Raw genomic sequence first — 13,676 nt, forward strand, 5'->3', positions numbered from 1 at the left:
CCTCCTTTAAATCACTTACTTTTCAAAAGTTAATATAGACTCTGTTTCTCTACAATATTTTACACATATACATTGTCCTAAATGTCTTGGGCACTTATAACATAGACATGTTTTATCATTACCACTACATCCTTTTTTATACTCAGGACAATACTTACAATTTACTCCATTTCCTACTGGCATAGATACACCCCCCAATCTTATTATACTTTTATTCTATTACAGCCTTACTTTAGTTAACAGTTGTAATAAAATGCGAAGCATTTTTCAGTTCACAGTTCACAAGGCACAGTTTACAGTTGTTTTGATTTTATAGGTAACAGGGAACAGGTATCAGGGAACAAGCTCAATTATAGTCTGCTACACCTAACTAAGTTTTTAATGTCCCTCATTAATTATTTTTTACCAATAACTTAATTCATTATTAATTTAAATTCTTAATATAAGTTGGCGAAGGTAAATAGACGGTGAAATAAGCATATAGCGAGAAATTAGAAGTACTTGATGAAGGAAGAACTACTTTGCCTTAGTGTTGTTGGTTCGTCTGAGCGCAGCGAGTTTAACCAAAACTCTTGGCATAGTAGTTCTCCGAGCCTAGTACTTCTTTGCGTAGCTATTTAGCTTATGAAACATATCTATTTATCGTAGCCTTTATATTCGCATTTTATAACAAAGTATTAGTAACCTATTTTTATTATCACCATATACTAATCTCATAAGAGGCTTTTCACTCATTAGTAGACTGAAAAACTTTTAACTCCCATCTATATAAACTTTTGGGAACTCTATTGTTCCCTCTCTCATTAAAATAAAAGAGATTCAAGCAATCCTGAATCTCTTTTTATTTTATAGAAATAGTTGAAATATTACAAGGAATATAACTCCAGGTATCCCTAAGAATCCTGCAATTAATGCTGTTACAGCATTTATCCCTATTGAAAAACCAAAATAAGAGCCTAAAATATTAGTAAAGTATAATAAAACTATACCTATAATTCCGTTTAGTAAAATTTTTAACGGCCATTTTAAAAATTTTATTAATAAATACAATAACACTAATCCTATTAATCCATATAATATCATATTTAAATCCATGTAAATCCCCTCCATTTAATATTATGCATTATTTAATAATATTATTAATCTATTTTTCTTAACTCTCTTTGTTTTGCCATAGTTATCAGATAATTATATCTAGTCTTTGCTACATCTTCGGCGTGAATTGCTAGTTCAATTAGTTGAGGATCACTTACAGAATTAAATAATGACCTTGCTACTTCCATCTCTATTACAGTTTCTTTAATAGCACTTAATAATTCTAAATCTTCCTCACTATATTCTAACTTATTTTTTTCTACATTTTGCATTAATAAATTTAAAATTGCTTTCTTATTCATTTTGACCCCTCCCAAATATTCTATATTAAATTAATTCCCATAATTTAACAAAAATATTCAGGAGAATAACTTTTTTATTACATAAGAGGGGCAAATACTCTTAATAAAGCTGTTATAAATTTATTAGACCACTTTACCTGGTGACAATCTTCTATTGTTATTAACCTACAAGATTCTAATGTTTTTATAAAATCTTCTTTAATTTCTACAAGTGATTTTGTTTTGTAAAGTAATACCCCACACTCAAAATGTAAATAAAGGCTTCTATAGTCCATGTTGATAGTTCCTATGACTCCAATTTCATCATCAGATACGAAGGTTTTTGAATGTATAAATCCTGGTGTGTACTCATATATTTTTACACCAGCCTCTATAAGTTGAGCATAGTAAGCCCTTGTAACCATATGGACATACCACTTGTCTTCCTTGTGTGGTGTAATTATTATAACTTCTACTCCATTTTTAGCCGCTAATGTTAATGCTGTCACTAATTCATTATCAACTATCAAATAAGGAGTTGTTATATATACATAATCCTTTGCCTTATTTATTATATTCAAATATACATTTTCCCCTACAGTCTCATCATCTAGGGGGCTATCTCCATAAGGCTGAACATATCCATCAGTTTCAAATACTTCTTTATAATTTACATAGGGTTTATATTTTTCATAATCATCTTTTTCTCCACAATTAAATTGCCATGACTGAAGAAACATCATAGTTAAATTCCAAACTGCTTCTCCTTTTATCATAAGTGCAGAATCTTTCCAATGACCAAATCTATTTATTTCATTTATATATTCGTCAGCTAAATTTATTCCGCCTGTAAAAGCCGTATGACCATCTATTACTGCAATTTTTCTATGATCTCTATTGTTCATTATTATTGATAGAAATGGTACAAATGGATTAAAAACTAAACACCTGATTCCCTTTTTCTTTAATTTTTCATTATATTTATATGGAAGCGTTCTAAGACATCCCATATCATCATATATTAATCTTACCTCTACACCTTCTTTTATTTTTTCTTCTAATATTTCTAATATACTATCCCACATTAGTCCTTCTTGAATTATAAAATATTCTAAAAATATATATTTTTGAGCCTTCTTTAATTCCTTTTTAAGTTCTTCGAAAAACTCTTCTCCAGGTGATAAGTATTTGGTAATTGTATTTTTATATATCGGACTTGCTGCATATTCATTTAAATATCTTATTTGATTTGCTATAGATTTATCTTCTTTTTGAATTTCATTTAAGATATGTTTATCCTGCATTAATAATGAGGATGTTTCATTATGTATATTTAACATTCTAGATCTAAATTTCTTAGTAGTCTTTTTCAAACCAAATAATAAATAGAACAATCCTCCAAATACAGGAACTAACAAAACAGGTACAATCCAAGCAAGCTTATAAGATGGATTATCTTTGGTACTAAAAATATATACAGCTGCTATTATACTTACTACCGAAAAAGCTGCATATAAATAAACAAACTCCTCAGTAACTTTCCATATAGCAAAAGTAAGTATTCCTAGTTGTAGTAGAATAAGTACCCCGACAATAATCATTCTACTAAATAAAAATTTCAATAAGTTACTCATACAGTCACCTTTCAATTATATTTTCTATATTTCTTTTCTTCCCTCCAGAGCTTTTGATAATGTTACCTCATCTGCATATTCTAAATCTCCACCTACAGGTATTCCTGATGCGATTCTAGTTACTTTTATATCTAAAGGCTTCAATATTCTTGATATATACATAGCTGTAGCTTCTCCTTCAATATTAGGATTTGTAGCTATTATAACTTCTTTAATATCTGCACTCATTCTTGCAACTAGCTCTCTTATTCTTATATCCTGTGGTCCCCTTCCTTGCATAGGGGATAGATTTCCGTGTAATACATGATATGATCCATTGTACTCTTTAACCTTTTCCATTGTCATGATATCTTTAGGTTGCTCTACGACACAAATTATATCCTTTTCTCTATTAGGATTTGAGCATATTGCACAAGGATCTTTATCTGTAAAGTTACCACATATTGAACAATATCTTATGGTTCCTCTAGCCTTTACTAAAGCTTCTGAAAATTCTCTTACTTCATCTTCTGGAAGATTTAAAACATATAATGCTAATCTTTGAGCTGTTTTTTGTCCAATACTAGGTAACTTAGCAAACTCTTCAATTAACTTTTCTATTGCAACAGGATAAAAATCCATAAAATCATCCTTCCCATTATTTGAATATATAAAAAGGCGAAACAACTTCGCCCTTTCCCTTATAACTTTATTTATAAATTAATTGTTAACTTTTCCTTATTAATTATCCATTATTAATGACTACAAATAATTGTAAAACTTTAACTATTAATCGTTAATTGCTAAAACAGTCCTGGTATGTTCATTCCACCAGTTAATTTCCCCATTTTATTTGCACTTTCTTCTTCCGCTTTTCTTAGTGCTTCATTTACTGCACTTAAAATTAGATCTTCTAGCATCTCAACATCATCTGCATCAACTACTTCTGGTTTTATATTAATTGAAACTACTTCTTTTTTACCATTTGCTTTTACAATTACAGCTCCACCACCAACTGAAACTTCAAATTCCTTAGTTTCAAGGTCTTTTTGCATTTGCTCCATATCCTTTTGAAGTTTTTGTGCTTGCTTCATTAGGTTGTTCATATTTCCTCCGCCAAATCCGCCTGGAAATCCTCCCTTTGCCATAAAAAATCCTCCTTTTTATCTCTTCTATCTTTTTTATCTTTTATAAAAACCTATTAACTATTATATAGTATTTTACTTTACTTTTCTATATTTAGCCCATTATTTATATTAGTTTTCATTGTTATTATTATTTCTATTTATTCTTTTTATTCAATAGTTTTAAATTGCGAAGCAATTTATATAGTTCACAGCGCACAATTCACAGTTCACAGTTTTTGGAATAAAGTAACAGGGAACAGGTTATGATATAAATTGCAAAGCAATTTATAAATGAAAGAATGAAAAAATTAAAACAACTGTGCACTGTGCCTTGTGAACTGTGAACTGAAAAATGCTTCGCATTTTAAAACTATTATTCATCTAAAATATCTACTATATCAGACCCTAAAGTTTCTAAAAGCATATCTGCTGTTGATTTCTCATCACTTGAACTTTCTTCTACTTCAAACATAACTTTTATATCTTCTCTAAATATTTCTGCTAATACTTCTTGTATTACAGATTTGTACTCAGGCTTTTCCAATCTATCTTTATTGAATTTATATTGGTCCTCATACTCTATAGTTAGAATTCCATTTTTACATTCTACAGGTTTTCCGGTAAGAATAGATGCATATACTATCATCGCTCTTCTAGCCTTAAACCTTTCTAAGATATCTTTCCACGACCTTTGTATATCATTTAATGTTACTTTTGAATTTTCATTCGCCATAACATTACTGGTTGTTATTCTTTTGGTTTCTCTAACTGGCTGCCTTTTTGTTACTTCCTCTTTACTATTTACTTTATCAGTAGTATTACTTACTACCTTAAGGCTTCCATTTTTCAATCCTTCTTCTAATTTATTTATTCTAGTTAATATAACTTCATTTGATGTGTCATACTCAATTTTACACATTTTAATTATCGCTAACTCCAAATATAATCTTGCTTGTTTACTTATTTTAGCATTAGATTCTGTTTCTTGAAGAATTCTTATATATCTCATTACTTCTTCTGCTCTAATTTTACTAGCTTGCTCTTTTATTAGTGATATATTTTCTTCTGACATATCTAGTACTTCTTCTGGGTTATTAGTTACCTTAGCCATTAAAATATTTCTGTAATGTGCTATCAAATCCTTTATAAATAGGTAAATATCCTTTCCAGCATAAACAACTTCATCTATTATACTTATTGATTTTTCTATATTTCTTTGAGTTACAGAATTGGTTAAATTAAATAAATTATCATTAGTTACAAGTCCAAGCATACTTACAAGAACATCATATTGTACTGCTCCATTTCCCATAGATATTGCTTGATCTAAAATACTAAGTGCATCTCTCATTGCTCCATCTGATACTCTTGCAATTAAATTTAAACTTTTGTCATCTGCAAGTGCATTTTGTTCATTAACAATTTTTCTAAGTCGTTCTGTAATTTCATTATTATTTATTCTTTTAAAATCAAATCGTTGGCATCTAGATAATATAGTTATAGGAAGTTTCTGCGGGTCTGTGGTAGCTAAAATAAATATTACATTATTAGGTGGTTCTTCTAAGGTCTTTAAAAAAGCATTTACTGCACCAATAGATAACATATGAACTTCATCCATTATATAAACTTTATGTCTTGCTTCTTGCGGTGGATACTTTACATCATCTATAATATCCCTAATTTTATCAATACCATTATTTGAAGCTGCATCTAATTCGGTAACATCAATTGCTAACCCTTCATTTATTTTCCTGCACATATCACATTTATTACAAGGCTCTCCATCTTTTAAATCTAAACAATTTAAAGCCTTGGCAAATACCTTAGCTGTTGTTGTTTTCCCTGTTCCTCTTGTTCCACAAAAGAGATATGCATGAGCAATTCTATTGTTTAATATTTGATTTTTAACTGTTGTAGTTATATGTTCTTGACCTACAATATCATAAAAGTTTTGTGGTCTCCATTCTCTATATAAAGCTGTATATCCCATGAATTACCCTTCCTTATGTTAATTTCTTTATTTATATTATAGACTAAAGAACAATAATAATGAATAATGAATAAATTAAAATTATTCAAATTCTGATTCTAACTCAAATTCAATGTTGGATAATGTATCATTAAGAAAAGAAGCTTTTTCATTATAATTACTGTTTAGGAAATGTGAATACAATATATCCACCACCACTAACATAGGAAATTGTGGAGATATTACATTTCCTATAGCTAGATTCTTAGTTACGGCAATTAAAACTATTTCATTACAGAAGTCATGAAGAGAAAAGTCATTATTAGATGTTATTATAATTGTTTTTGCTTTTCTTAATTTAGCCTCCTTTAATGAGTTTAATACTATCTTAGTTTTACCACTTACAGTAAATCCAATTACCAGAGTATCTTCATCTATTAAAACTGAATTCATCTGCATTATGTGTGCATCTACTACAGATTCTACATTTAATCCTAATCTCATGAACCTTATTTTAAACTCCATAGCTACGATTCCAGAACTTCCAATTCCATATACATACACTTTTTTATATTTTAGAAACATTTCAGAAATTCTCTTAAGCTGAGCTTCATCTGTAAGAGTATAACTTTTATCTAAAAGTTTTTGATAAGTACTTAAAACTTTCTTTTTTAGCTTCCCTACGTTTTGTATTTCCTCATTAAATGTTTGTTCATATCTATAAATAAATTCTCTATATCCCTTAAATCCACACTTCTGAGCAAATCTTGATAGGGATGCCTTTGACACAAATAACTTACTAGAAACACTTTCCGCAGAAAAGTCTTGTTTTTTATTATTATGTATAAAAAAGTCTGCAATTGTTGCTTCCGTATTTGTAAAGTTACTATATAAAGTTTCCATTAACGGTATTATACTCTTATCTTGACTTTGCATTTCTACTCAACCCCCGTTTATAAAGTTTTTTTAAATAAAGAAATCTATTTGGAATTACTTAATATCATAATACCAAATAGATTATCTTATTTAAAATTTATTTTATAAATTGTTATAATCGTTAAAGTTTACATCAATATCCATACCTATTTCAAACATTCTCTTCCATGGCGTTGTTATACTATTAATATTAAGTTTACAAACTTTTGATATATTAAGCTTATTATATTCTTTTAAAAGTAAGTCCCTTATAGTATTTTCTACATACATCTGCTTATCCTTGAAGTTGTAATAACTTATATCATTATTAGGAAGATACTCTTTTATAACTTCTTGCCTTACCTTGGATTGGTAAAGAACATCTTCAACTATACGATATATAAGATGCTTTATTTGACTTCCCTTATTTGAGCTTAAGCTATATATCCCTGAAGACAAAACAGTTCCCAAAGTATTACAATTAGTATTCCATCCTGCATATGCTGTTAATTTAGATAAAACTCTAAGTCTATCTAAATAATTTATTAAAGTTAAATCTCCACCATTAGCAAAAGCTGAATCACTCAATATTACCATTTTACCACTTTTTATATAACTTTCAATTTTATATACAAAGTCTAAAAGATTTCTATATGATGTATAAGTAAGATCAATATCTAAAATCTGATCTGAGGCTTCCTGCATATATTTTCCTGGGGAATTTATAGCTAATATCAAGTCAGCCTCACTAGAATTGTCAATTAGTTCCCCACCACAAACTCTTACATGATACTTAAGACTCTCATTCATAGGTCTATCTTCATATAAAGGAATTATATTAGGGCCAAACGTAGAAGAATAAAATGCATATATCTTAACAGTCCTACCTAAAAAGTCATTTAAGCATCTTGCTAGTAAAGAACTTCCTACCTCGTCTGCTCCAGGATATATATAAGATTTAAATTCAAGGTTTTTATTTTTTATAAAATCTAAAACTATTTTTTGTGAAATAGACGTATATCCATATTCTGACGAATCATCTTGTGGAATAACTAAAAAATCCAAAGTTCCATCTTCTAGAAGCTTTGCTACTTCAATATTTATATATTCATTGAATTCTCTTCTACTCTCATAATCTAATACAATCTCTTTAGGAATCTTTATTGACTCTAACTCCTCTTCCTCTATTTTGTTAATTCCAGCCCTTAATCTTTTATCTATAAGATACTTACTTCTAAAGAGATTGTATCCATAATCAGCATAATAATCTGGCTCTTCTTCAGAAGAATTATATTGAGGAGATCTCATAATACAATTAAATGCATAAACTTTTATATTAGGATTAATTTCTTTTATTCTTCTTAAATTTTTAATATATCCTTCAGCTTCATCCTTAGTTAAATGATGTAATCTTGAAGGAATAAGTCCTCCATAAATAAGCATATCAATTGAAAGCACTGCATAACTACATTCTTTTGCATTTTCAAATACAAAGTCCCAAAGTTTTGATACTTGTCCTGGAGTTTTCTTGTCTCCTAATATATATTTATCAGGAGATATAAGTTTAATATCTTTCTTAGCCGATGTAATAAGTTTAGGAAAATCACTATTACAAGGTCTCTCATCTAATGGAATAAATAGTATATTCATCATTTTATTAAATTTATTGCCTGATCTAAGGCCTTCGCTCCATCTATTGTTCCATATATCCTCATATCAATTACTCCTAGTGGCTTCCCATCAAAACTATTTTGTATGTCTTTTACTGCAAATTTTAACTGTGGTGCTACAAGTACTACATCAACATCTTCCTTAGTATTCTTTGCTTCAGTGCTAGATAATGCCCATATTCTTGCTTCCATATTTCTTTCTAATGCAACCTTTTTCATTTTTTCTACAAGAATTGATGTAGACATTCCTGCATTACAAACTAATAAAATGTTCATCATATTATAAAGCCTCCTTATATAAATGCATAAATTTTTGTGCTAATATCTTAACCAGTTCTGCATTCATAAGCTGATCTTCTGCGTGTATAAGCAATAGAGATATATTAAGTGGATCTCCTGAAGCCTCCATTTGCACAAGTTCCATATGCTTTTTATGTCCTTGTACCAAATAATTATCAGCTTCCTCAAACATTTCCTCTAAAAGGTCGAAATCTTTGTTTTCACATTTATTTATTATCTCCATATACTGTGACTTTGCTGCTCCTACATTAGATATTATTTCAAATGCACTAAGCTCATTATTCTCCATAAATATTCTCCTTAACTATATTTTTTAAAACTTCTTTTATAGAAGGCATATAAAAATCTGCATTTCCAAGATTATGTTTACCTATAAAATATGATGTCTTTGAGTGTTTGAACATAGAACAATCACTTTCAGAATCTCCTATAGATATTATTTCTGCATTTGGATATATTTCTTTAAGTGCCTTTCCCTTAGAAACACCCTTGGGAATTATTTCTAATGTCTTATCTGAAGTTTTAATTGCATCAACATCATCAAAATTTTCTTCAATATATCTTCTAACATTATTTATTTCATTGCTATCCCCAATCATAAGAAATATTATTACTGGCTGATAGTAAATAACCTCTGTAAAGTCATCTAATATATTAGATGAGTTATAGAATTCTCTTGGAAAATCAGCACCTCTTTCATTATGCCAGTATCTATTACTTATAGTATTTAGTTCCACTCTAAGATTTCTTTCCTTTATATATTCATATATCTTAAGAGCTGTTTTCTTATTTAATATTCTTCCTTTAATACTATTGTCATCCTGTAGCACAGCACCATTTTGAGAAATTCTATATTTTATATTTAAATCATATTTTTGAGCTATATGAATTATATCGTGATCCAATCTTCCAGTTACCACTACTACCTCGTAACCATCATCTTGTAAAACTTTAAGTAGGTTAAGAGTTTCTTGTCCTCCTATTATCTCATTCATTTCATTGATTAATGTGCCATCTAAATCTAGTGCTAAAACTTTAGTCATTATCTATCATCCTTTGCTTGTTTGTTATTGCCACGAAAGGCATATATATTAATACTGATATTATTAAAATGATTACAGCTATTAATGCTGATACTATATGTCCACCTGTAGCAAAGAAAGCACTTAAAACTGGTGGCGTCGTCCATGGAACCAATATATAAGTATGAGCCATTACTCCTAATGATGTTGTCAAGGTTCCTATTGCAAGTCCTACAAAAGTAGATAAGATCATTGGAATTATTAATATTGGGTTCATCACGACCGGAAGTCCAAACATTATCGGTTCTGAAATATTAAATAATGCTGGTATAAACCCTATCTTAGCAATTTTTTTATAATCTTCTCTACGAGATATTATGAAAATTGCAATAATAAGAGCAATCATATTTCCTGCTCCCCCCATAAATGCAACAGAATCTAAAAAAGGCTTAGTCATAATTCCTTGTAATGCTTGTCCAGCCGATGCTGCCTCAGCATTCTGTGTTAATGAAACAAGATATATTGGCTCTAAAATAGGATTAAAAATAAAGGCGGAATGTATTCCTAATCCCCAAAGCAACATATAAAGCAAATAAATTACTCCTAAACCAAATGTAGAATTAACAACATTTGTGAAAGGTGTTTGTATAGACTTAAATATAAGATCATTTAAAGGAAGTTCAAAGTAATTTGTAAACATCTTTAAAGTTCCAAATATTAGTAAAGTTATAATAACAGGTATTAATTTATTAAAAGATCTTGAAATTGATGGTGGTACACTATCTGGCATTTTTATAATCAAGGCATCAATATTTGATAACCCTCTTATAATTTCTACAGTTGCTATTGCAGAAATAAAAGCCATAAACATGGCAGCAGCTCCAGTATAATAAGTGTTTATATATTCTATTCCTAAATTTCCATCAAAATTTATTGGCATTAATATGAAAAGTACTACAACTGCTATAGATGGTGTAATTGAAGTCTCGGATTTATAATGTTCTGCTAAGGATTTAGAAGTTGTAAATGTTAAAAGTATTGCCATTATAGACATAGTTGCAGGAACTATAGAAGCTCCTAGCTCTGTAAGTTTAGTAAATGGCATTCCAAAAAGTTTATTTGTAAAACCATTTTCTCCAATAAATACGTTATTTATAAGTATAAAGAAAGATCCTGCAATCATAATAGGAAGTATTGCCACAAAACCATCTCTTATTGCAGATAAATACTTATTAGAAGCAAGTTTATTTGCTATAGGAAGAAAGATCTCTTCAATTTTATTCATAAATTTATTCATAATATTTCTACTCTCCTATCTTTTTTATCTCATTAATAAATTTCTCAGTTATAACTTTCGGACGAGTTATAATAGATCCAACTACCACACTATAGCATCCAAGTTCAAGTACGCGTTTAGCCTTTTCAGGTGTATCTATATTTCCTTCTGCAATAACCGGCTTCGAAACTGAATTAATAATATTTCTTATAAGTTCAAAGTCATTTGTATCTATATGAATACCTTTACTTTGAACTGTGTATCCTACTAATGTAGTTCCTATAAAATCAAAACCTATTTTATCAGCGTAAATAGCTTCATCATAAGTAGAACAATCTGCCATAAGTAATACATTGCCATATTTTTCTCTAATTTTATCAATGAATTCTTTCAAAGTAATATTACCAGGTCTTAATCGGTCTGTTGCGTCCAAAGCTATAATATCTACTCCTACTTCAATAAGCTCATCTATTTCTGTCATTGTTGGAGTAATATAAATATCACTATTTTCATAATCCCTTTTAACTATTCCTATAATTGGAACATCAACATTTCTTTTTATTTCTAATATATCCTGATTAGAATTAGCTCTAATCCCTACCGCTCCTCCTTGTACTGCTGCTTTAGCCATTCTCCCCATAATAAAAGATGAATGAAGTGGTTCATCTTCTAATGCTTGGCAAGATACTATTAGCCCTTTATTAATATTTTTCATATTATTCCCCCTATTATTTTACATAATAAAAAAGTACTTTTTCTTGAATTCATTTTAAGTTGTTCTGTATTTATTTTCAATTGATATCGTTCATTTAGAAACTACTTTCTAACAAAGTTAAAAAAGCTCCATACTTTATATATAAAATAAAAATATAGTGAAATTAAATTCAGAAAAAACAAATAAGGATATTCCATTTTTATATAATAGAATATCCTTATTTCTAATTTATATGGTCTTTTTAATTATAATTATCTCAGTAATACAAATTAATACTCCTACAATACCAACCATTATAAATGATAACTCTAAATAAACTCTATCTCCTATGAACCCACATATAGGAAATAAAATTATCATCATTATAGAATAAAACATACTTTCAACCGAAATAATTGTTGCCCTTTGATTTGATTCCACCATAGAATTTATCAAATTACTACTTATCGGTTGAAGTATTGATGTTAAAAATCCTATTCCTAAGAAAAATACTATAGATAAATTCCCTTTGCCAATTCCCATAAAAATTGTAAATACACTTATACTAATTGAAATTATTATCCATCCTAAAGATTTATATTTTTTATATATTTTACTGCTTAAAATAGCTCCTAAAGATGAAAATATTCCATTAAATAAAAATATTATAGAAATACTAATCCTTGAATATTCCATATCATTAAATAATTGTTGCCCATAAAAATAAACGATTGCTGAAAAAGTATATATCAATGGAAAAAATATTAATATATTAAGAAGCCTTTTATTATTTTTAACTATATCTATAGATTGCTTTAAATGATTAATAATACTAATACTTTGATTTTCTTTTCTTATAACATCTACTTCAATAAACCTAGTAGAAAGAACTAATGATATTGATCCTATAACAACTGCTGTAATATAGCTAATAGAAAAATCTATTTGTGAAAGAATTCCTCCTATAAATACTGCCAACCCTTGTGATACCTCTATTATTAAGTTTATTTTTCCATTAACCTTTAAGAATTCTTCTTCTCTATCTAGCTTTTTAAGAGTATCATAAATTAATGCTTCTTCTGACCCTGAATTTAAGTTATATCCCCAAGCTGACAATATAAATCCTATTGCGAATCCCATAAAAGAATTAGAAAATAACATAATAATTGCAGAAATTAATGAGGTTATCCTCCCTATTATAATTATCTTCTTTCTCCCAAATAAATCAGCTAAAGCCCCTGTTGGTATTTCCGAAATAAATCCTGTTATGTGAAATATACCTTCAAGTAATCCTATTTGAGCTAAGGTCATACCTTTAAATCCTAAGTATAATACCCATATTGCAGATGTTATATCAAAGGCTGAAAAAAACTTATATATATAATCATTTTTAATATTTACACTTAATCTATTCATTTAAATCAACTCCAAATCTTATATTTTTATGCATAATAAAAGACCCTATAAAAAAATGGGCCTGATTGGAGTTACTATATATATTACAAGTTATAGAATAGTTCCTTGTAATTCCCTACTAAAAAAGGGCATAGTAATCCAATTTTCAAAAAATACTGCTGTTTTTGAAATTGAACTACTAGATAATATCTCAAATTTTATTCCCTTTGTAGAAAACTTCATGGATCTATTCCTCCCTTCTTACTTTAAATATAATATATTAATAATATATCATATATCTCTATATATCAAGTTACTT

16 protein-coding genes are annotated in these 13,676 nt (G+C 28.6%); all 16 read right to left on the reverse strand.

What is annotated here, in order from left to right; all coding sequences use genetic code 11:
* Window positions 1-15: 15 nt before the first annotated feature.
* A complete protein-coding gene (locus AAT22_RS19320) occupies window positions 16-183 on the reverse strand; it encodes a hypothetical protein (protein ID WP_016207826.1) in 168 nt (55 codons plus the stop codon).
* 663 nt (window positions 184-846) lie between these two features.
* A complete protein-coding gene (locus AAT22_RS14700) occupies window positions 847-1,095 on the reverse strand; it encodes a pro-sigmaK processing inhibitor BofA family protein (RefSeq protein ID WP_016207827.1) in 249 nt (82 codons plus the stop codon).
* A gap of 44 nt (window positions 1,096-1,139) precedes the next feature.
* Entirely contained in the window at window positions 1,140-1,397 is a 258-nt protein-coding gene (locus AAT22_RS14705; protein WP_016207828.1) for a DUF2508 family protein, read from the reverse strand.
* Window positions 1,398-1,474: 77 nt separating this feature from the next.
* Complete coding sequence (gene cls, locus AAT22_RS14710; RefSeq protein ID WP_016207829.1) at window positions 1,475-3,010, reverse strand: cardiolipin synthase; 1,536 nt, start codon at window positions 3,008-3,010, stop codon at window positions 1,475-1,477.
* A 24-nt stretch (window positions 3,011-3,034) separates the two neighbouring features.
* A complete protein-coding gene (recR, locus tag AAT22_RS14715; RefSeq protein WP_016207830.1) occupies window positions 3,035-3,631 on the reverse strand; it encodes a recombination mediator RecR in 597 nt (198 codons plus the stop codon).
* A 161-nt stretch (window positions 3,632-3,792) separates the two neighbouring features.
* On the reverse strand, window positions 3,793-4,137 hold the full coding sequence (locus tag AAT22_RS14720; RefSeq protein ID WP_047001776.1) for a YbaB/EbfC family nucleoid-associated protein: 345 nt from the start codon (window positions 4,135-4,137) through the stop codon (window positions 3,793-3,795).
* Between the two features lie 352 nt (window positions 4,138-4,489).
* On the reverse strand, window positions 4,490-6,106 hold the full coding sequence (gene dnaX / locus AAT22_RS14725) for a DNA polymerase III subunit gamma/tau (RefSeq protein ID WP_047001777.1): 1,617 nt from the start codon (window positions 6,104-6,106) through the stop codon (window positions 4,490-4,492).
* A gap of 81 nt (window positions 6,107-6,187) precedes the next feature.
* On the reverse strand, window positions 6,188-7,021 hold the full coding sequence (locus AAT22_RS14730; protein ID WP_047001778.1) for a MurR/RpiR family transcriptional regulator: 834 nt from the start codon (window positions 7,019-7,021) through the stop codon (window positions 6,188-6,190).
* 102 nt (window positions 7,022-7,123) lie between these two features.
* Window positions 7,124-8,653 (reverse strand): DUF4127 family protein, encoded by a 1,530-nt coding sequence (locus AAT22_RS14735; RefSeq protein WP_242849835.1) that lies wholly within the window; start codon window positions 8,651-8,653, stop codon window positions 7,124-7,126.
* The gene (locus tag AAT22_RS14740; RefSeq protein ID WP_016207835.1) at window positions 8,650-8,949 is read right to left on the reverse strand and encodes a PTS sugar transporter subunit IIB; all 300 of its coding nucleotides are present in this window, start codon (window positions 8,947-8,949) and stop codon (window positions 8,650-8,652) included. Before AAT22_RS14740 ends, AAT22_RS14735 begins: the two co-directional genes overlap by 4 nt.
* 1 nt (window position 8,950) lies before the next feature.
* Window positions 8,951-9,259 carry a PTS lactose/cellobiose transporter subunit IIA gene (locus tag AAT22_RS14745; protein ID WP_016207836.1) on the reverse strand — a complete coding sequence of 103 codons (309 nt, stop codon included), beginning with the start codon at window positions 9,257-9,259 and terminating at the stop codon, window positions 8,951-8,953.
* Window positions 9,249-10,013 carry an HAD-IIB family hydrolase gene (locus AAT22_RS14750; RefSeq protein WP_016207837.1) on the reverse strand — a complete coding sequence of 255 codons (765 nt, stop codon included), beginning with the start codon at window positions 10,011-10,013 and terminating at the stop codon, window positions 9,249-9,251. The genes AAT22_RS14745 and AAT22_RS14750 overlap by 11 nt, the downstream gene beginning before the upstream one ends.
* A complete protein-coding gene (locus AAT22_RS14755; RefSeq protein ID WP_047001779.1) occupies window positions 10,006-11,289 on the reverse strand; it encodes a PTS transporter subunit EIIC in 1,284 nt (427 codons plus the stop codon). Before AAT22_RS14755 ends, AAT22_RS14750 begins: the two co-directional genes overlap by 8 nt.
* Window positions 11,290-11,296: 7 nt before the next feature.
* On the reverse strand, window positions 11,297-11,983 hold the full coding sequence (locus AAT22_RS14760; RefSeq protein WP_016207839.1) for an N-acetylmannosamine-6-phosphate 2-epimerase: 687 nt from the start codon (window positions 11,981-11,983) through the stop codon (window positions 11,297-11,299).
* Between the two features lie 228 nt (window positions 11,984-12,211).
* The gene (locus tag AAT22_RS14765) at window positions 12,212-13,378 is read right to left on the reverse strand and encodes an MFS transporter (protein ID WP_047001780.1); all 1,167 of its coding nucleotides are present in this window, start codon (window positions 13,376-13,378) and stop codon (window positions 12,212-12,214) included.
* Window positions 13,379-13,468: 90 nt separating this feature from the next.
* Window positions 13,469-13,600 carry a hypothetical protein gene (locus tag AAT22_RS19580; RefSeq protein ID WP_278245126.1) on the reverse strand — a complete coding sequence of 44 codons (132 nt, stop codon included), beginning with the start codon at window positions 13,598-13,600 and terminating at the stop codon, window positions 13,469-13,471.
* Window positions 13,601-13,676 lie beyond the last annotated feature (76 nt).

Origin of the sequence: Clostridium sp. C8 (genome assembly GCF_001010885.1) — a bacterium.
In the GTDB taxonomy this organism is placed as follows: domain Bacteria; phylum Bacillota; class Clostridia; order Clostridiales; family Clostridiaceae; genus Clostridium; species Clostridium sartagoforme.